General features: G+C 63.5%; 19 protein-coding genes. 3 read left to right on the top strand and 16 right to left on the bottom strand.

The window, feature by feature from the left end; translation table 11 throughout:
* Positions 1-11 precede the first annotated feature (11 nt).
* From AADZ90_RS07635 to AADZ90_RS07625, 3 genes are all read right to left on the bottom strand, one after another.
* Positions 12-341 (bottom strand): DUF6497 family protein, encoded by a 330-nt coding sequence (locus AADZ90_RS07635; protein ID WP_367311818.1) that lies wholly within the window; start codon positions 339-341, stop codon positions 12-14.
* 32 nt (positions 342-373) lie between these two features.
* Positions 374-634 (bottom strand): DUF7218 family protein, encoded by a 261-nt coding sequence (locus AADZ90_RS07630; protein WP_367311819.1) that lies wholly within the window; start codon positions 632-634, stop codon positions 374-376.
* A 113-nt stretch (positions 635-747) separates the two neighbouring features.
* Positions 748-2,280 carry an acyl-CoA carboxylase subunit beta gene (locus AADZ90_RS07625; protein WP_367311820.1) on the bottom strand — a complete coding sequence of 511 codons (1,533 nt, stop codon included), beginning with the start codon at positions 2,278-2,280 and terminating at the stop codon, positions 748-750.
* 169 nt (positions 2,281-2,449) lie between these two features.
* On the opposite strand from AADZ90_RS07625, the gene AADZ90_RS07620 reads away from it, so the two are divergent.
* Positions 2,450-3,700, top strand: a complete 1,251-nt coding sequence (locus tag AADZ90_RS07620) for a multidrug effflux MFS transporter (protein ID WP_367311821.1) — start codon at positions 2,450-2,452, stop codon at positions 3,698-3,700.
* Here the strand turns inward: AADZ90_RS07620 and AADZ90_RS07615 are convergent.
* The 8 genes from AADZ90_RS07615 to mgtE all read right to left on the bottom strand — a co-directional run bounded on the left by AADZ90_RS07615 (position 3,654) and on the right by mgtE (position 11,094).
* Entirely contained in the window at positions 3,654-3,971 is a 318-nt protein-coding gene (locus tag AADZ90_RS07615; RefSeq protein ID WP_367311822.1) for a hypothetical protein, read from the bottom strand. The two genes, AADZ90_RS07620 and AADZ90_RS07615, sit on opposite strands and share 47 nt — an antisense overlap.
* Positions 3,968-4,870 carry a DMT family transporter gene (locus AADZ90_RS07610; protein ID WP_367311823.1) on the bottom strand — a complete coding sequence of 301 codons (903 nt, stop codon included), beginning with the start codon at positions 4,868-4,870 and terminating at the stop codon, positions 3,968-3,970. The genes AADZ90_RS07615 and AADZ90_RS07610 overlap by 4 nt, the downstream gene beginning before the upstream one ends.
* A 37-nt stretch (positions 4,871-4,907) precedes the next feature.
* A complete protein-coding gene (locus AADZ90_RS07605; RefSeq protein ID WP_367311824.1) occupies positions 4,908-5,582 on the bottom strand; it encodes a DUF998 domain-containing protein in 675 nt (224 codons plus the stop codon).
* Positions 5,583-5,622: 40 nt separating this feature from the next.
* The gene (locus AADZ90_RS07600; protein WP_367311825.1) at positions 5,623-6,363 is read right to left on the bottom strand and encodes a YebC/PmpR family DNA-binding transcriptional regulator; all 741 of its coding nucleotides are present in this window, start codon (positions 6,361-6,363) and stop codon (positions 5,623-5,625) included.
* 75 nt (positions 6,364-6,438) lie between these two features.
* On the bottom strand, positions 6,439-8,193 hold the full coding sequence (locus tag AADZ90_RS07595; protein ID WP_367311922.1) for an SLC13 family permease: 1,755 nt from the start codon (positions 8,191-8,193) through the stop codon (positions 6,439-6,441).
* Positions 8,194-8,305: 112 nt separating this feature from the next.
* Positions 8,306-9,115, bottom strand: a complete 810-nt coding sequence (locus tag AADZ90_RS07590; RefSeq protein WP_367311826.1) for a TIGR00282 family metallophosphoesterase — start codon at positions 9,113-9,115, stop codon at positions 8,306-8,308.
* A gap of 48 nt (positions 9,116-9,163) precedes the next feature.
* Positions 9,164-9,712 (bottom strand): 5-formyltetrahydrofolate cyclo-ligase, encoded by a 549-nt coding sequence (locus AADZ90_RS07585; protein WP_367311827.1) that lies wholly within the window; start codon positions 9,710-9,712, stop codon positions 9,164-9,166.
* Positions 9,712-11,094 carry a magnesium transporter gene (gene mgtE / locus AADZ90_RS07580; protein WP_367311828.1) on the bottom strand — a complete coding sequence of 461 codons (1,383 nt, stop codon included), beginning with the start codon at positions 11,092-11,094 and terminating at the stop codon, positions 9,712-9,714. Before mgtE ends, AADZ90_RS07585 begins: the two co-directional genes overlap by 1 nt.
* Before the next feature lie 101 nt (positions 11,095-11,195).
* Between mgtE and guaD the strand changes: the two genes are divergently transcribed.
* Complete coding sequence (gene guaD / locus AADZ90_RS07575; RefSeq protein WP_367311829.1) at positions 11,196-12,482, top strand: guanine deaminase; 1,287 nt, start codon at positions 11,196-11,198, stop codon at positions 12,480-12,482.
* On the opposite strand, the gene AADZ90_RS07570 is transcribed toward guaD, so the two are convergent.
* The 4 genes from AADZ90_RS07570 to AADZ90_RS07555 are packed head-to-tail and all read right to left on the bottom strand — an operon-like array spanning position 12,479 to position 15,571.
* Complete coding sequence (locus AADZ90_RS07570; RefSeq protein WP_367311830.1) at positions 12,479-12,985, bottom strand: CAP domain-containing protein; 507 nt, start codon at positions 12,983-12,985, stop codon at positions 12,479-12,481. The two genes, guaD and AADZ90_RS07570, sit on opposite strands and share 4 nt — an antisense overlap.
* Before the next feature lie 45 nt (positions 12,986-13,030).
* Complete coding sequence (locus AADZ90_RS07565) at positions 13,031-14,374, bottom strand: 8-oxoguanine deaminase (RefSeq protein ID WP_367311831.1); 1,344 nt, start codon at positions 14,372-14,374, stop codon at positions 13,031-13,033.
* Positions 14,371-15,183 carry an inositol monophosphatase family protein gene (locus AADZ90_RS07560; protein WP_367311832.1) on the bottom strand — a complete coding sequence of 271 codons (813 nt, stop codon included), beginning with the start codon at positions 15,181-15,183 and terminating at the stop codon, positions 14,371-14,373. Before AADZ90_RS07560 ends, AADZ90_RS07565 begins: the two co-directional genes overlap by 4 nt.
* Positions 15,184-15,208: 25 nt before the next feature.
* Positions 15,209-15,571, bottom strand: a complete 363-nt coding sequence (locus AADZ90_RS07555) for a helix-turn-helix domain-containing protein (RefSeq protein WP_367311833.1) — start codon at positions 15,569-15,571, stop codon at positions 15,209-15,211.
* A gap of 215 nt (positions 15,572-15,786) precedes the next feature.
* Here AADZ90_RS07555 and AADZ90_RS07550 point away from each other — a divergent pair, with 215 nt between their 5' ends.
* On the top strand, positions 15,787-16,746 hold the full coding sequence (locus AADZ90_RS07550) for an NADPH:quinone oxidoreductase family protein (protein ID WP_367311834.1): 960 nt from the start codon (positions 15,787-15,789) through the stop codon (positions 16,744-16,746).
* A gap of 4 nt (positions 16,747-16,750) precedes the next feature.
* On the opposite strand, the gene AADZ90_RS07545 is transcribed toward AADZ90_RS07550, so the two are convergent.
* Positions 16,751-17,602 (bottom strand): LysR family transcriptional regulator, encoded by an 852-nt coding sequence (locus tag AADZ90_RS07545; protein WP_367311835.1) that lies wholly within the window; start codon positions 17,600-17,602, stop codon positions 16,751-16,753.
* Between the last annotated feature and the right edge of the window lie 26 nt (positions 17,603-17,628).

Here is a 17,628-nt window from a genome sequence, read left to right as displayed (position 1 = left end):
TTGTGCCTGCATCAGAATTGCTCCCATACACAGACACCACTTTCGACGCGAAATGCCTCGAAAAACTGCACCGCGTCGTAATCTGCGACACCAAATTCCGTCTCGCGGTTTGACATCGAGATCACGATTTGGCGTGCCGCCCAGCTCGTCTCTGCCAGGGCAGGCAGGGCGTAGCTTTCGCAAAGATGGGTAAAATCTGCCTCAAGTTCCGCATAGCCCGGCCCGCCAGGGCCAATCGCGGGGACGACAAACCGGAACCGGGCGATTCGGGTTTCCGGTTCGAGAATCAGATCGTAAAGCGCGACGTCTTCACCCGAGGGCACCTGCACCGGGTCGGCCAAAGCTCCGCCGCCCACAAGGGCAAGACCGACGGCTAGTCGCGCAAGGCCGCGATAAGCTCGTCCTTGGTCATGTCCGAACGGCCGTCGATATCGAGCTCCTGCGCCCGTTCGTAAAGCGCATCCTTGGTCCACTCTTCGTAAGGTGGCGCTTTGCCACCCTTCTTCGATGGCTCCATGTCGTCGTTCGCCTGTGCATTGGCGATCGCCGCCGCCTTCTGCTTGGAATACCCCTCCTCGCGAAGCGCCTCGTAGGTCTCGTCGTCCTTGATCGACGGTCCGTGGTCCTTGGTCATGATCGTTTCCCTTTTGCGCCGTACGTTGCGCAACGGATGCCGGCAACGCGCGGTTCCGTCCGACAAGAGTCCGACAGAAAGCCGACAGTATGCCGCCAGCTGTTTTCGGCCTGTCAGAGCGGGATGTTGTCATGCTTCTTCCACGGATTCTGAAGCTGCTTGCTCCTCAGCGACGCAAAGGCCCGGCACACCCTTCGGCGTGTCGATTGTGGAAGTATCACCTCGTCGATAAAGCCTTTTTCCGCGGCCACGAAAGGGTTTGCGAAGCGATCTTCATAGTCTTTAGTTCGCGCCGCGATCTTCTCCGCATCGCCCAATTCGGACCGGTAGAGGATCTCGACCGCTCCTTTGGCCCCCATCACAGCAATCTCTGCCGTCGGCCAGGCATAGTTAAAGTCACCCCGTAAGTGCTTGGAACTCATGACATCATAGGCCCCACCATAGGCCTTTCGGGTGATCACCGTGACCTTCGGAACCGTCGCCTCACCATAGGCGAAGAGCAACTTTGCACCGTGCTTGATAACGCCTCCGTATTCCTGCCCCGTCCCGGGCAGAAAGCCGGGCACATCGACAAAGGTCAGGATCGGGATTTCAAAGCAATCGCAGAACCTTACGAACCGCGCCGCCTTGCGGCTGCTGTCGATATCAAGACACCCGGCCAGCACCATCGGCTGGTTCGCGACGACCCCAACCGTCTGCCCCTCCATCCGGATGAAGCCGGTGATGATGTTCTTCGCAAAGTCCTGCTGTATCTCATAAAAATCGCCTTCATCGGCAACCTTCATGATCAGTTCCTTCATGTCGTAGGGCGTGTTTGGATTGTCCGGCACCAGCGTATCAAGGCTGTCCTCGACCCGCCCCGGATCATCGAAGAACGGCCTGACTGGCGGCTTCTCCCGGTTCGACAGCGGCAGGAAATCCACCAGCCGCCGCACTTCGGCCAGCGCCTCGATATCGTTCTCGAACGCCCCGTCCGCGACCGAGCTCTTGCGGGTGTGGGTCGTTGCGCCGCCCAGTTCTTCGGCCGTAACCACCTCATTCGTCACGGTTTTCACGACGTCCGGGCCGGTAACGAACATGTAAGACGTATCCTTCACCATGAAGATGAAGTCGGTCATCGCAGGCGAATACACCGCCCCCCCAGCACAGGGTCCCATAATGACGGAAATCTGCGGCACCACGCCAGAGGCCATGACATTGCGCTGAAAGACCTCTGCATACCCAGCCAGCGACGCGACACCTTCCTGGATCCGCGCCCCGCCCGAATCGTTCAGCCCGATCACCGGCGCGCCGTTCTGCACGGCCATATCCATGATCTTGCAGATCTTCTGCGCATGGGTTTCGCTCAGCGATCCGCCAAAGACCGTGAAGTCCTGGCTGAAAACATAGACCATCCGCCCGTTGATCGTGCCCCAGCCGGTCACGACACCATCCCCTGACGGACGGCTCTCGGCCATGCCGAAATCCGTGGCACGATGAGCCACGAACATGTCGAACTCTTCGAACGATCCTTCATCAAGCAACAGCTCGATCCGCTCCCGCGCCGTCAGCTTGCCCTTGGCATGCTGCGCGTCGATGCGCCTCTCGCCGCCACCCAGCCGCGCAACGCTGCGCCGCGCTTCCAATTCGTCGAGGATCGAGGTCATCGTCGCCGCCCTATTCCGTTTCCCGCGCACCCTATCAACAGCAATCGGGGGGCAAAAGCAGGTTTGCGCAAAAATCCAACGCAAGGCCGTGTTTTTGCGCAACTTTCGCAAAGCCTACTGAAGCCAATCTTCCATAGACAGCAGGGCACCGCCCCGCTACCTCCGGTTCATGTCCGACTTCCCGAAGACGACCTTCCTCGACCGCCAGACGCCGCCCCACATCATGACGCTCGTCCTGCTCGTCGGGGTCTCCGCCCTGTCGATGAGTGTCTTCCTCCCCTCACTCAAGGACATGGCCCGGTATTTCGACACGAGCTACTCCGTCATGCAGATCTCCGTCTCGGGCTATCTCGCCGGGACCGCGATCCTCCAGATCGTCATCGGCCCGATCTCAGACCGCTACGGACGACGGCCTGTCCTGCTGGCTTCAATCGCCCTTTTCTGCCTGGCGACACTTGGCACGATCCTCGCACCTACGGTCGGCGTCTTCCTGTTCTTCCGAATGCTCCAAGGGATCATCGCGACCGGCATGGTGCTTGGCCGCGCCGTCATTCGCGACATCGTCCCGCAAGAGCAGGCGGCCTCGATGATCGGCTACGTCACCATGGGCATGGCACTCGTCCCGATGGTGGGGCCGATGATCGGCGGGGCGCTCGACCAGCTCTTCGGATGGCAGGCGGCCTTCACCTTCCTGCTCCTTTGCGGGCTAGGCGTCCTCTGGCTCGTCTGGCGGGATCTTGGCGAGACGGTGAGCGGTGGCGGCATGAGCTTCGCCGACCAGATCCGCACCTATCCCGAACTTCTCGCGAGCCCCCGGTTCTGGGGCTACGCATCCAGCGCCGCGTTCAGCTCCGGCGCCTTCTTCGCCTTTCTCGGCGGAACGTCCTTCGTCGCCGATACCGTCTTCGGCCTCTCGCCGTTCTGGTCGGGTTTCGCCTTCGGCGCGCCTGCCATCGGATATGCGGCGGGCAACTACGTTTCGGGCGCGCTCTCGGTGCGCCTGGGGATCGACCGGATGATCCTATATGGCACCCTCATCGCCCTCGGTGGTCTCACGGTTTCGCTCGCGCTTGGCATTGCGGGCATGAACGATCCCTACACGTTCTTCGGCTTCGTGACGCTTCTTGGCCTCGGGAATGGAATGGTCCTTCCAAACGCGACAGCGGGCCTCCTTTCGGTCCGGCCGCACCTGGCAGGCACCGCCTCTGGCCTTGGTAGCGCGATGATGGTCGGCGGTGGCGCGGCATTGGCGGCAGTCGCTGGCCTGATGCTGACCGAGGGCAGCGGGGCACTGCCGCTTCAGATCATCATGGTGGCCACAACTTTCCTTGCGCTCATCGCAATCCTCTACGTCATGCGCCGCAGCCGCATCGTTATGGGCGAGGCACCTTCCCCCGCCACACCAAACTCCGCTGATTGAGCGTGCGAAGATCGGCCCGGCCCATCAAAACATCCTCCCCAAGGATCACCGCCTTGCGCAGTACGTCATCCGGCGCGTGCCGATAGGCCGGCCGCCCGGTGATCCGATCGTACCAGACGCCCTCACAGGCGACATCGAGCAGAACCCGCTGAAAGCAGTGATCCAGGCGGATCGGCCAGTCGTTTGTAGCTGCCGCAGGAAGATCCTGCCGCGTCAGCTCCAGCCATCGCGCCTCCAGCGCCACGCGCTCCGCCGTCTCTGGAATGATCACCGCGGCAACGGCGTAGCCACAGCGGCCGCCTTCCCGCGCGCCATCGCCTCCCGCCAGGCGAGGAAGCTGACCGACCCGATGATGACCCCGCCCCCCGCCAGTACCCACGCGTCAACCGCCTCACCAAAGACGAGCGCGCCAAGGGCCGTCGCCCAGATAAGCTGCAGGAACGTCACCGGCTGCGTTACGCTGACGGGCGCCGCCGCAAAGGCTCGCGTCATCGTATAATGCCCCGCGGTGGCCAGACAGGCGACGCCGAAGAGCCACGCCAACTCGACCCCGCTCACCGGAACCCAGACAGCCAGCGCAAACGGAAAGAGCCCGATCGTCACCGTCACCGACAGCATTCCCACGATGACCGTCGCGCTCACCTCTCCAGACAGCTGCTTGGCAATCAAATACCCTGCAGCAAAGAGGACCGCCGTAGCCAGCATCGCCAGATGCCCGTCATCGACCTCCCGGATCCCAGGTCGCAGGATGACCAGTGCCCCAACCAAGGCAGCGATCACCGCCGCCACCCGCCGCCAGCGCAACCGCTCCCCCAAGAACAAGGCCGCGCCGAGCGTCACGTAAACCGGCGAGAGGTAATTCATCGCCGTCACCTCGGCGATCGAGATCTGCGTCATCGCATAAAACCACAGGATCACCGCGAGCGTATGCCCCACGCCGCGCATTCCGAAGAGGCCCAGCTGTCGCCTCGTCAGCCGCGCCCGCAGGATGGGCCGGATCATCGGGACCAGAAACACCAGCCCCAGCACGTACCGCAGAAAGGCGGCCTGCGCCGCCGGGACCGCATCGCCCAGGTGCTTGACGATGGCCGTGACACCTACAAACAGAAATCCGGTGGTCGCCATCCACAGGACGCCTGCCAGAACGTTGGTGTCGCGCGCTTTTTCCATGAATGCGGCGTGGCAGAGAGGGGCGGTGACCGCAAGCCTAGCCGCGCTTCGCCAGACCCCGCCGGATGAAAAGCAGGCCGAGCGCGCAGACATAGACAAAGGTGAGAAGTCCAAGATACCTTTCGTAAATGCCGTCGATGGATGTCGGCAGCATGAAGAAGACCGGAGCGGACACGATCCAAAGCCACGATGCCCAGAGGCAGGCCCGCCCATATCCCTCGCCAGCACGTCGCGCGCCTGCCGACATCGCCCAGGGGATCGCCGCAAAGAGACCTCCAAGCGCGTAGACCAGGTAGATGTGGATCACCGCCCCGTCCTGATCTTGGTCGCCATATTCATTGCGGGCGCCGATCAGGAAGACGACCAAGGCGGTGACGATCAGCCCATAGATCCCAAAGGTCCATCCATGCCGCCCCAGATGAACATGCGCCGCACCGGTCGCGCAGGCCAAAAGGGCTGCAGAGAAGGAATAGATCCCGATATCGACGATCCACTCCAGTTCACCCGCGCCAAGGTCGCTGATCGTATCCGCCACCCAATCGTGATGCGGCACGACGAAATCGGCGATGAGGATGCTGAGCGTGAAGATCAGACAGCCGCCGATGGCGATAAGTCCAAGTCCGATCAGAAGGTCAGGACGCTCCTGCGCCGTCACGGGCGCGTCGGCCTGACCTTCTTTGCCTTGCCCAGCATTGGCGGTGATATCCGTCATGGGGACGCAACGCGCCCGGATCAGCCGCAGTTCCGCCCGATCAAAGCTGGGCCAGCACCTCGTCGGACGCTTCAAAGTTGGTCGTCACGTTCTGGATATCGTCATCGTCTTCCAGCGCCTCGACCAGCTTCATCAGCTTTTGCATCCCGTCAAGATCCAGCTCGGTCGTCGTGGTGGGCTGCCAGACGAGCTTGGTCGTCTCGCTCTCGCCCAACTCCGCCTCCAGGGCGTTCGAAACGTCGTTCAGATCCGTATCGGCGCACCAGATGATGTGCCCCTCCTCAGAGCTTTCGACATCTTCGGCCCCCGCTTCGATGGCGGCCATCATCACGGTATCCGCATCGCCCGCATCCGCCGGATAGACGACCTGCCCTTTCCGCTCGAACATGAATCCGACCGATCCCGTCTCGCCGAGATTCCCGCCGTTCTTGCCGAAGGTCGACCGCACGGTCGACGCTGTCCGGTTCCGATTATCCGTCATCGCCTCCACGATCACCGCAACCCCACCGGGGCCGTAACCCTCATACCGGATCTCTTCGTAGTTCTCGGAATCCCCGCCCTGAGATTTCTTGATAGCCCGCTCGATCACATCCTTCGGGACCGATTGCGACTTGGCTTCCTTCACGGCCAGCCGCAACCGCGGGTTCTTGTCAGGATCTGGATCGCCCATCTTGGCCGCGACGGTGATCTCCTTGGCGAGTTTGGAGAACAGCTTCGACCGCGCCGCATCCTGACGGCCCTTGCGGTGCTGGATATTCGCCCATTTGGAATGGCCGGCCATGGGTCTCTCTCTTTGACTGTCGTGAACAAGACCCGTCTATAGGCCAGCCCCTTGGCCAAGGGCAATCCCTGCCCCTCAAAGCGGCCAGATGAACGGCACCACGAGCGACACGATGATGGCAAGGCTCAGGTTCAGCGGCAATCCGACCTTCACAAAGTCGATGAAGCGATAGCCGCCCGGTCCGTAGACCATCGTGTTGGTCTGGTATCCAATCGGCGTCGCAAAGCTCGCTGATGAGGCGAACATGACCGCCACCAGCAAGGGCCGGGGATCTACCCCGATAACGGCAGCCAGCCCGATGGCGATCGGCGTCATCACAACAGCGACCGCATTGTTCGACACAACTTCCGTCAGGATGTTCGACAGCAGATAGACCGTTAGGATAATCGCGAAAGGCGGCAGCCCGGTGATGAGCGGTGCCAAGGTCTCTGCAATCAACGTGACGCCCCCCGACGCATCAAGCGCCGCCCCCACCGCGAGCATCGCGAAGATCAGCGCCAGCAGCTGCCCGTCGATATAGCCGAACGCCTCCTCCGCATCGATGCATCGGGTCACCAAAACAAGCGCCACTGCAAGGATGGCCAGCAGCAGAATCGGGGCAACGCCCAACGCCGCCAGCACCACGATCCCCAGCAGCGCTCCAACCGCGATCGGTGCGTGCGACCGACGAAACGCCCGCTCAGACGGTTGGGTCACATCGACCAGATCCATATCCGCCGCGAGCCGCTGAATATCCTCCGGCGCCCCCTCCAACAGCAACGTATCGCCGACCCGCACGGTCAGCTCATCCAGCTGCCGCCCAATATTCTGGTTCCGCCGATGTACGGCGAGCGTATAGACCCCATACCGGCGCCGCAGCCGCATCTCACCCAGCCGGCGCCCGACCATCCGGCAGCCCGGGGTGATCAGCACTTCAACAGTCGAGGTCTCGACCGAAGACAGCTGATCAACGCGCTTGAGCTCCTTGTTCCGCTGCAGCGACAAAAGCTCGGTCATCTGCGTGCGCAGCACGATCCGGTCACCAACCCGCAGCTCGACTCCTTCAAGGTTCCGCCGCAATGACGCATCCCCGCGCACCACATCGATCAAACGCACGCCCTCGCGCTTGAACAGCTGAACCCCTGTAACCTCCCGCCCGATCAGGTTGCTTTCCGGCGGGATTACAACCTCCGTGAAGAACCGCATTTTGGATCGATCGGACAGCATCGTCGCCATGCTGCTTCGGTCTGGCAGCAGTAAGGGCGCCACGAACCGCAGGTAGAGCATCCCCCAAAGCACCACGATTATCCCAAGCGGCGTAATCTCGAAGATGGTAAACGGCTCCAGCCCGCGCGACCGTGCCACACCATCGACCAGCAGATTGGTCGACGTGCCCAGCAGCGTCAGCGTGCCCCCCATGATCGCGGCGTAGCTCAGAGGGATCAGCAGTTTCGAAGCCGACCGGCCAAGCGTCCGCGCCAATTGCACAAAAACCGGGATCATCACGACGACGACCGGTGTGTTGTTCATGATGGCCGAGGCGAGCACGACGAACGCCAGCAACCCCGCGACAGCAAGAGCCGGATGCGTCTTCCCAAACCTGTCCGACAGCGTCGTAAGCGAGTGCAGTGCCCCCGTCCGGACCAGCGCCCCCATGATGATGAACATCGCCGCGATCGTCCAAGGGGCCGGGTTCGACATGACGTCGAGCGCTGCCTCGTATGGCAGGATGCCGAGGATCAGCAGCAACGAAACGCCCGCCAGCGCGGTCACTTCCGTCGGGAACGTCTCCCGTAAAAAAAGGATGAACATCACCGCCACGACGCCTAGCGACAAAAACGCAGCCTGCATCTCGGTGAACTCGAAGATCCCGGTCAAATTCACTCCCGCCACTCGATGCGCCGGTTACCGCCAGCGCTGGCGCACAGATTTGCGCCCTAGCGCCTGAAAGGTCCAGTGATCATTACGGACCCGCCGCTGCCAGCCGCCCACCGTCGCGCACCATCGCAACCTCTACGGCCTTGCCGGTCCGATCGTCAGTCGCAACGAAAAGGCCCGACAACGTCGCCTCGCCCAGCGCAGGCGTGAACCGCCCCTTGCCCATACCTGTCACGAAACGCCGCATCGGCTCTGCCGGATCCATACCGATCACCGAATGATAGTCGCCGCACATCCCGGCATCAGTCTGATAAGCCGTCCCGCCCGGCAGGATCATCGCATCAGCCGTCGGCACATGGGTATGGGTGCCGACGACGACACTCGCCCGCCCGTCGCAGAAATGACCCATCGCCATCTTCTCGGACGTGGCCTCGCAATGGACATCCAGCAGCACCGCCTGCGCTTGCCCACCCAGAGGATGCGCGCGCAATGTTGCGTCGACGGCCGAGAACGGATCGTCAAACGCCCGCTTCATGAAGACTTGCCCAAGCACCTGCGCCACGAGGATCTTACGGCCTTTCACCTCGTAAAGCCGCGCCCCACGTCCCGGCGCCGATTTGGCATAATTCAACGGCCGGATGATCCGCGGCTCGCCTTCGATGAAGCTCAACATCTCACGCTGATCGAAAGCGTGATCGCCCAGGGTCAGGCAATCCGCGCCCGCCTCCAGCAGCGCCTTCGCGTGATCCGCATTCAGCCCCGCACCACTTGTCGCGTTCTCGGCATTGACGACAACAAAATCGAGCTTCAGCCGCTCCCGTAGCCCCGGCAGACGTTCCACCACCGCAGCCCGCCCGCCGCGGCCCATCACATCGCCAAGAAACAGAATACGCATCGTCCGCTGCTAGGCCCGTTCGACGGCCCACGCAAGAGGGCAAGGCTCTCACCGCGACGGCTCGATGACCTCACGATCGGTCACGATAAGATCCAGCCGCGCATCGGTCGGCTCTTCCGGCAACTCCGGCAGCTCCTGTGCACCATACGCAAATCCGATGGCCAGAATCGCCCGATGCCCCCGCAACGCCGCCAGTGTCCTGTCGTAGAACCCGCCCCCATAACCCAGCCGCCGCCCGGTCTGATCGAACGCGACAAGCGGCACGATCAGGATCTCCGGGACCATCGGCGCGTCTGCCTCAGGCTGCGGGATACCATACGCCCCCTGCACAAGAGGCGTCTCCAGCGTCCAGTGCCAAAACGTCAACGGATGCGCCGTCTCAACCACAACCGGGACGCCGACCGCCCCCCAGGCAGAGGCTTCGGCCATCACAGGCAAGGGATCGATCTCGCTGCGGACCGGCAAATACCCTGCCAGCGGCACGCCCCGATGCCCCGCCAGCACCTCAGACAGGCGCCCCGATGCAGCCGGTCCCGCCGCCGCATGCGCCTCTGCCCGCCGGGCAAGGGCCTCTTTCCTCAGCACCGCCTTGTCCATCAAAGCATCAGAACCACAGCGAGCCCCAGGAAAGCGAAGAAGCCAACCACATCGGTCACCGTCGTCACGAACGCACCCGAGGCCAACGCAGGGTCGATGCCCAGCTTCTCCAGCACCACCGGGATCACCGTCCCGGCGAGCCCCGCCACGACCAGATTGATGACCATCGCCAGAGCGATCACCACACCCAGGATCGGCGTCCCGAACCATATCACCCCGATCACACCCATCGTCACGGCAAAGAACACGCCGTTGATCAGGCCGACGATCATCTCCTTGCGGATCACCCGCCAGACATTCGAACCGGTCAAATCCTTCGTCGCAATCGCCCGCACCGCGACCGTCAAGGATTGCGTGCCCGCATTGCCCCCCATCGAGGCGACGATCGGCATCAGCACCGCCAGCGCCACGATCTGCTGCAACGCATCTTCGAACAGCGCGATCACAAGGCTGGCCAGGATCGAGGTCGCGAGATTCACCGCCAACCACGGCAGCCTCTGCTTGGTCGTGTTGAAAACCCGGTCGCTCAGCGACCCTTCGCCCACCCCGGCAAGGCGCAGGATGTCTTCCTCATGCTCTTCGTCGAGCACCGCCATCGCGTCGTCGATCGTGATCGTCCCGACGAGCCGCCCCTCTTCATCCACCACGGGGGCCGAGATCAGATGATACTGGTTGAACGCATAAGCGACCTCGCCCTCGTCCTGCAGCGCGGGAATGATCCGAAAACTGTCTTCGGTGATGTCCTTCAGCGGCACCTCGCGCCGCGACCCGAGAAGCCGCCCAAGAGTGACGTAACCGACAGGCTTCATCCGCGGATCCACAAGGATCACATGATAGAACTGATCAGGCAGATCCTCTTCTCCGCGCAGATAGTCGATGGTCTCGCCCACCGTCCAGTGTTCCGGAGCGCGCACCGTCTCGACCTGCATGAGCCGCCCGGCGCTTTCCTCCGGCCAGGTCAGCGCCTGCTCGACCGCGTGCCGATCAAGAGGCTCAAGTGCATCAAGGACTGCTTCTTGCTGCTCTTCCTCCAGGTCTTCGACCAGGTCGACGACGTCGTCACTTCTTAGCTCCTGTACGGCCGAGGCCAGCGCCTCGGGCGTGAGCTGGCCGATCACATCCTCCCGCAGGCTCTCCTCAAGCTCCGACAGGACCTCGCCGGCGATACCGTCTCCGGCCACTGCGATCAGGTCGTTCCGCTGACGCTCGTCGATCTGTTCCAGAAGGTCGGCAATATCCGCAGGGTGCAGCGGCTCCAGCAGCTCCTTCAGGCCCGCGCTGTTACCCTCTTCGACTGCGATCAGGATCGACTGAACCTTCTTGGCGGCCAGCGCGTAACTGTCTTCATCCGGCAGCTCTATCTCGACCGTCTCATCCGCCATGCCGGGCCTCCATGCTCGCGCGAGGCGCACCATAAGGCCGCGTTTCCCAGCGGCAAGCCGGATGATTTACCTCCGCTGCCCCCGCCCCTAGGGTGGGCGCGATGACCAGAACGCTCCTCCTCGGCCAGACGCTCGCCTTTACGGCCAATCCCTTTAACGCTTGGCCCGACGAGGCCACTCGCCACAGCAGCCGCGGCGGCGTGCTTATCGACGGTGGCCTGATCGTGGACACCGGCGAGGCCGATGCACTCCGGACGGCCCATCCGGAAGCAGAGATCATCGACTACGGCGACGCGCTGATCCTGCCCGGTTTCATCGACACTCACATGCACTACCCCCAGACCGGCATCATCGCGAGCTGGGGAAAACGCCTGATCGACTGGCTGAACACCTACACCTTCCCAGAAGAGATGCGCTTTTCTGACCCGGCCTATGCAAAGCAGATCGCGGAACGCACACTCGACCTCACTCTCGCCCACGGCACCACGTCGCTGACGAGCTATTGTACGATCCATCCCGAAAGCGTCGAGGCGATCTTCTCCGCCGCCGCCGATCGCCACATGCGCATCATCGCCGGCAAGACCTGCATGGACCGCAACGCGCCCGACGGCCTGCGTGACACGGCGCAAAGCGCTTATGACGACAGCAAGGCCCTGATCGCCCGCTGGCACGGCCAAGGCCGCGCGACCTACGCGATCACCCCGCGTTTTTCTCCGACCTCAACGCTCGAGCAGCTCCAAGCCCTCGGCACCCTCTGGGCCGAGCATCCCGACTGCCTCATGCAAACCCACCTGAGCGAGCAGACCGACGAGGTCGCTTGGGTGAAAGACCTCTTCCCCGACGCCAAAGACTATCTCGACACCTATGAACAGGCTGGCCTCCTCGGCCCCCGCGCGATCTACGGTCACGCCATCCACCTGACCGAGCGCGAGATCGCCCGCATCGCAGAAACCGGTGCCGCCATCGCCCACTGCCCCACCTCGAACACCTTTATCGGGTCGGGGCTCTTCGACCTGCCAGGTCTCATCGCTCGCGGTATCCCGGTCGGGCTTGCCACCGATACCGGCGGCGGGTCGTCTTTCTCCATGCTGCGGACAATGGCGGCAGCCTATGAGATTGCCCAAATGCGCGGCACGTCGCTTCACCCCGCGCAGCTCCTCTGGCTGGCGACCGAAGGCGCGGCCCGCACGCTCCACATGCAAGACATGATCGGCACCCTCGAGCCGAAAAGCGAGGCCGATCTTACGATCCTCAACCTCGCCTCGACGCCTCCGATCGCTCAGCGCAGCAGCCGCGCCGAAACCCTCTGGGAAGCACTCTTCCCGACAATCATGATGGGAGACGACCGCGCGATCCGCGCGGTCTGGGTGTCCGGCAAGCCCGTCTAGCAGGGCTCCGCCATCACCATGACCCAATAGCCGCCAACCTCGGCGACGCCGTAGCGGGTATTGCCCCGGCGCACCATATTCACCCGATGCCCGTAGGACCGCACCCAGGCATCAAAGATCTGCGCCTCGTTGAACGGTCCCTGACCGATATTCTCGGCCGTATAGCACGGCCGGAACCCAGCCGCCTTGACCCGATCGCTGGGCTTGGTCCCGTCCGAACCGCGGTGCCCGAAGAACCCGCGCCGCGCCATATCCGCTGCATGCCGCCGCGCGGCCCGTGTCAGGCGGCTGTCTGCCTGCACACTTGGCAGGCCCTGCTGCGCACGGAACGACTTGTAGCGCTGATCGAAAGATCCGCCGGTCGAAGCGGGCTGAATTCGCTCGATCACCGTGACGTCTACATGATCGATGCTACTGCGCGTGCCCGCATTACCGCCTGCAGTTGCACACGCACCCAGCGCTAGAACTGCCACCAGACCGATGACGTGTCTCAAATTCTTCATGTCGCACCTGTTCTCGCGGGAGTGGTCGAGAGATGCGTTGGTGTATCAAAGGCTTTCAGACAATTTTGAGGCGAGAGCGCGGAGTTGCTGTGTGAGGTCACTCAAATCGGCGGAAACCAACTGCCCCTCCGCGACGATCCGCCGACCGTGCACGATCAGATCGCGCACCTTGCGCGGCCCGGCCAGAACCAAGGCCGCCGGATCCCAGCTCCCCGCGCTGTCCACACCGCTGACATCCCAGATCGCAAGATCACCGCAGAACCCGGGCGCAATCTGCCCGCACTCCTCGCGTCCCAGCACCGCTGCCCCGCCGCGGGTCGCCAACCTCAGCGCCTCGCGTGCGCTCATCGCCTCGGCCCCGCGCGTGACGCGCTGCAGCAGCATCGCCTGCCGCGCTTCACCGATCAGGTTGCCCTGATCATTGCTCGCCGAACCGTCAACACCCAGCCCCACCGGGACACCCGCATCGACCATCGCCCGCACCGGCGCGATTCCGGAGCCCAAGCGGCAATTCGAACAGGGACAATGGGCCACACCGGTCCTGCTGCGCGCGAACAGCCGGATCTCCCGCTCTTCCAGCATGACGCAATGGGCATGCCAGACATCCGCGCCGGTCCAGCCCAGCTCCTCCGCGTATTGCCCGGGACGGCATCCGAACATCTCTTCGGAATAGAGAACATCCTCCGCGTTTTCGGCCAGATGGGTATGGAGCCGCACGCTCTTGTCCCGCGCGAGCAAAGCCGCATCCCGCATCAACTCCCGGCTCACCGAAAACGGCGAGCAGGGCGCGACCCCCACCCGCAGCGTCGCCCCCGGCGCCGGATCGTGGTAGCGGTCGATCACCCGGATGCAATCGTCGAGGATCGCCTCTTCCCGCTCCACCAGCCCATCGGGCGGCAGCCCGCCGCCGCTTTCCCCGATACTCATCGATCCGCGTGTGGGATGAAACCGCAGCCCGATCAGCTTGGCTCCGTCAATCGTATCATCCAGCCGCGCACCGTTCGGGAAGAGATAGAGGTGATCCGAACTCATCGTGCAGCCAGACAAGGCCAGCTCCGCCAACCCGACGGCGGCCGATACCCGCATCTCCTCCGGCCCGAACCGCGCCCAGATCGGATAGAGCGCCTGCAACCAGCTGAAGAGCGCCGTATCCTGCGCCATGGGCACCGCCCGCGTCAGCGTCTGGAACAGGTGATGATGGGTGTTTACGAGGCCAGGCGTGACAACGCAGCCCGCCGCATCCAATACTTCGGCACCATCTGTAAGCAGATCCGGCCCAACCTCTCGGATCCATCCGTCCTCGATCAGGATGTCACAAACGCTGTGCTCAGCCCCGTCATCGTCCATCGTGACGACAACCTGCGCCCGCCGCACCAGAAGCTTTGTCACGCAGCCCCGTCCTGCAAGAGCGCCAAAGCCTGCGCATGGATCTCGGGCGTCGCCGCGGCGATGGCCCGTCCGCCCTGATGGACCGGCCCGCCCGCCCAATCGGTGACGATACCGCCTGAGGCCTCAATCACCGAGATCGGCGCCTGAATATCATAGGCCGCCAGCCCCGCCTCGATGACCAGATCGATCTGCCCTGCCGCGAGCAGCGCATAGGCATAGCAGTCCATGCCGTATCGCGTCAGCCGCACCTGCGCAGCAACGCGCTGAAACGCTGCCCGCTCCGCTTCGCTCCCCACTTCAGGGAACGTCGTGAACAGCACCGCCCCGCCCAGATTGACCGTTCCGCGAACACCCAGCGCCCACTCGTCCGAGCCGCGCACCATCCGCGCCCGGCCGAACCCGCCCTCGAACCGCTCGCCAGTATAGGGTTGGTCGATGATCCCGTAGCAGGGCCCGTCCGCCCCGCCCACGGCGATCAAGACGCCCCAGGTCGGTGTTCCGCTCATGAAGGCCCGCGTGCCGTCGATCGGGTCCAGCACCCAGGTCAGCCCGCTCTCGCCCTCAACGGCACCGAACTCCTCGCCAAGGATCCCGTCCTGCGGCCGGGCCTCCGCGAGGATCGCCCGCATCGCCGCTTCGGCCGCGCGATCCGCTGCCGTCACCGGATCGAAGACCGCACCGCCCTTATCCGCCACATCCAGAGAAGACCCGCGGAAATACCGTAGCGTCTCCACCCGCGCTGCATCGGCCAGCCGATGGGCCACGGCGACCAGCGCGTCGGCGTCGTCCTTCGATATATTGAACGTCATGCGGCCGCCCTTGGCCGTCTTCAGATCAGGCGGCGGTGCTCAGAACCCGGGCCAGTTCGAAGAGCTGGCGCCGCTGGTTCTCGGGGATGGCGTAGTAGGACCGCACAAGCTCCAGCGCCTCGCGGTCGGCCAGAATATCGGTCGGCAGCTGAGCGGGCTCTTCACTGCTGCTGTCCAGCCCTTCGAAGAAGAAAGCGACCGGCACATCGAGCGCCCGCGCAATGTCCCAAAGGCGCGACGCGCTGACCCGGTTGGTCCCAGTCTCGTACTTCTGGATCTGCTGGAACTTGATCCCGACCTCTTCGGCAAGCTGCTGCTGGGTCGTCCCGAGCGTCCATCTCCGGTGACGGATACGCTTGCCGACATGGACGTCTACGGGATGCTTCATGACCTAATCTCCAACAATCGAACCCGCGATCTGGCGGGGGCGGCGCTGCTGCCGTAAAAAAGGGCGGGCTCGCGGATACCACAGTATCGGCATCCAATGAAGAGACCCTTACCACGGATACAACCCTTACGCGATTTTCCCGGTTTTCACCACCCTCGATCAACTGACCTGACCAAAAGACAGGTCCGGCATTGCAAAAAGGAGCCAATCTCACGATGCGAGCCCTCATTGTTACTGATTTCGACGCAGATCCCCGGATCGAAGAGGTCGAAACCCCCTCCCCGGGTCCCGGCGAGGTGCTCGTGCGGATCGAGGCTTGTGCGCTGAATTTTGCCGACCTTCTGATGGCAAAGGGCACCTATCAGGACACGCCCGAACTGCCCTTTGCCCTCGGGATGGAGGTCGCAGGCCGGATCGAGGCACTCGGAGAAGGGGTCAAGGGGCCAAAGCCCGGCACCCGGATCGCCGTCTTCGGCGGCTCGGGCGGGATGGCGGAATACGGCGTATTCCCGGCCGACCGCTGCATCCCGGTCCCGGACGGAATGCCGTCCGAGGTGGCCGCGGGCTTCATCGTCGCCTACGGCACCAGCCACCTCGCGCTCACCCACCGGGCCCGGTTGAAAGAGGGCGAAACGCTTCTGGTCCTCGGCGCGGCGGGCGGCGTCGGTCTCACTGCGGTCGAGGTCGGCAAGAAGCTCGGCGCGACCGTCATCGCCGTGGCCAACGGCACAGAGAAGCTGCAGGCGTGCAAGGACGCCGGCGCCGATCACCTGATCGACGGCAGCAAAGAGGATATCCGCGAGGCCGTTCGCGCCCTCGGCGGGGCCGATGTCATCTACGACCCCGTCGGCGGCGACCTCTTCAAGCAGGCCATGCGCGCCTGCAAGCCCGAGGCGCGCATCATCGTCATCGGCTTCGCCAGCGGCGATGTCCCGCAGATCCCGGCGAATATCATCCTGGTCAAGAACATCACCGTGATCGGCTTCTACTGGGGCGCCTATACGACCTTCAATCCCGGCCCGCTCGTGATGAGCGTCCGCGACCTCATGGGCTGGTACGCCGAGGGCAAGCTCGATCCGCATATCAGCCATGTCCTGCCGCTCGACCGGGCGACCGAAGCGCTCGACCTGATGCGGCAGCGCAAATCGACGGGCAAGGTCGTGGTGACGCCCTGACGGCTCAGCCGTTGCGGTAAGCGCTCCGCACGATCTCGGCCAGCGCGCCGTGGACAGGATCGTCAGGGCGCTGATGATAAAGGTTGACCTGCGTCGTCCCAAGCGCGGGCAGCACCCCGCCATGGTCGATCCGCTCTGTTTGGGGCGGCAGGTTGTCGGGCACCGCGGCATGAACCGCGAGATCAGCGCTCACCGCCGCCTCGACGGCATTGTCGAGCTCGCTCTCCACGATCATGTCCCAGTCGATACCAGCCTTGTCGAGCGCGCGGATCACGTCCGGGCGGAAGATGCAGTTCGAACAGAACGCCACCGGCAGCGGCCGCTCGTGCCAGGCCGTGCCGCCCATCGCCCCGATCCAGACGAGATCCAGCTCGATCAGGCTCTCGCCATCCGCGTCCGGCCGATCCTCGGTGGTCAGGATCATGTCGCACTCGCCACGGGCGAACATCGCCTTCAGCGCCCGTGTCGGCGCAGAAACGAGCCGGACCTGCATCCGCGGAAACTCCGCCGCGAACTTCTTCAGGATCTTCGGGACGTTCGGGTAGATGATGTCGTGCGGTACGCCGAGCGACAGCTCACCTTCGTATTCCGTCGCCGTCAGCTTACCCCAGATCTCGTCATTCAGAACCAGCATCCGTTGGGCGTAGCTCTTAAGCTGCTCGCCCGCACTCGTCAGGGCGATGGCCCGCGACGAGCGGTCGAGAAGTGACAGCCCCAATGCCTCTTCCAGCCGCTTGAGCTGCATCGAAACCGCGGATTGCGTGAGGTTGAGGATACCCGCCGCACGGGTGACACCGCCGGCTTCTGCGACGGTGACGAAAGAGCGAAGGGCGGTCATATCGAGATTCCGAGGCATATCACAAATCCTGATGGTTCATCTTT

Source organism: Aestuariibius violaceus, assembly GCF_040779325.2.
In the GTDB taxonomy this organism is placed as follows: Bacteria; Pseudomonadota; Alphaproteobacteria; order Rhodobacterales; family Rhodobacteraceae; genus Aestuariibius; species Aestuariibius violaceus.
The sequence above is the reverse complement of the archived record's forward strand: the minus strand, read 5'-3'. Positions and strand labels throughout refer to the sequence as shown.

What these genes read in the sequence shown, in the direction of transcription:
- AADZ90_RS07605 (WP_367311824.1), bottom strand. Translation starts at nt 5,582, where the DNA reads ATGACGGATATCACCGCCAATGCTGGGCAAGGCAAAGAAGGTCAGGCC.
- AADZ90_RS07555 (WP_367311833.1), bottom strand. Translation starts at nt 15,571, where the DNA reads ATGAAGCATCCCGTAGACGTCCATGTCGGCAAGCGTATCCGTCACCGG.
- AADZ90_RS07585 (WP_367311827.1), bottom strand. Translation starts at nt 9,712, where the DNA reads ATGGACAAGGCGGTGCTGAGGAAAGAGGCCCTTGCCCGGCGGGCAGAG.
- mgtE (WP_367311828.1), bottom strand. Translation starts at nt 11,094, where the DNA reads ATGGCGGATGAGACGGTCGAGATAGAGCTGCCGGATGAAGACAGTTAC.
- AADZ90_RS07550 (WP_367311834.1), top strand. Translation starts at nt 15,787, where the DNA reads ATGCGAGCCCTCATTGTTACTGATTTCGACGCAGATCCCCGGATCGAA.
- AADZ90_RS07625 (WP_367311820.1), bottom strand. Translation starts at nt 2,280, where the DNA reads ATGACCTCGATCCTCGACGAATTGGAAGCGCGGCGCAGCGTTGCGCGG.
- guaD (WP_367311829.1), top strand. Translation starts at nt 11,196, where the DNA reads ATGACCAGAACGCTCCTCCTCGGCCAGACGCTCGCCTTTACGGCCAAT.
- AADZ90_RS07595 (WP_367311922.1), bottom strand. Translation starts at nt 8,193, where the DNA reads ATGCAGGCTGCGTTTTTGTCGCTAGGCGTCGTGGCGGTGATGTTCATC.
- AADZ90_RS07600 (WP_367311825.1), bottom strand. Translation starts at nt 6,363, where the DNA reads ATGGCCGGCCATTCCAAATGGGCGAATATCCAGCACCGCAAGGGCCGT.
- AADZ90_RS07630 (WP_367311819.1), bottom strand. Translation starts at nt 634, where the DNA reads ATGACCAAGGACCACGGACCGTCGATCAAGGACGACGAGACCTACGAG.
- AADZ90_RS07545 (WP_367311835.1), bottom strand. Translation starts at nt 17,602, where the DNA reads ATGCCTCGGAATCTCGATATGACCGCCCTTCGCTCTTTCGTCACCGTC.
- AADZ90_RS07620 (WP_367311821.1), top strand. Translation starts at nt 2,450, where the DNA reads ATGTCCGACTTCCCGAAGACGACCTTCCTCGACCGCCAGACGCCGCCC.
- AADZ90_RS07570 (WP_367311830.1), bottom strand. Translation starts at nt 12,985, where the DNA reads ATGAAGAATTTGAGACACGTCATCGGTCTGGTGGCAGTTCTAGCGCTG.
- AADZ90_RS07560 (WP_367311832.1), bottom strand. Translation starts at nt 15,183, where the DNA reads ATGACGTTCAATATATCGAAGGACGACGCCGACGCGCTGGTCGCCGTG.
- AADZ90_RS07610 (WP_367311823.1), bottom strand. Translation starts at nt 4,870, where the DNA reads ATGGAAAAAGCGCGCGACACCAACGTTCTGGCAGGCGTCCTGTGGATG.
- AADZ90_RS07590 (WP_367311826.1), bottom strand. Translation starts at nt 9,115, where the DNA reads ATGCGTATTCTGTTTCTTGGCGATGTGATGGGCCGCGGCGGGCGGGCT.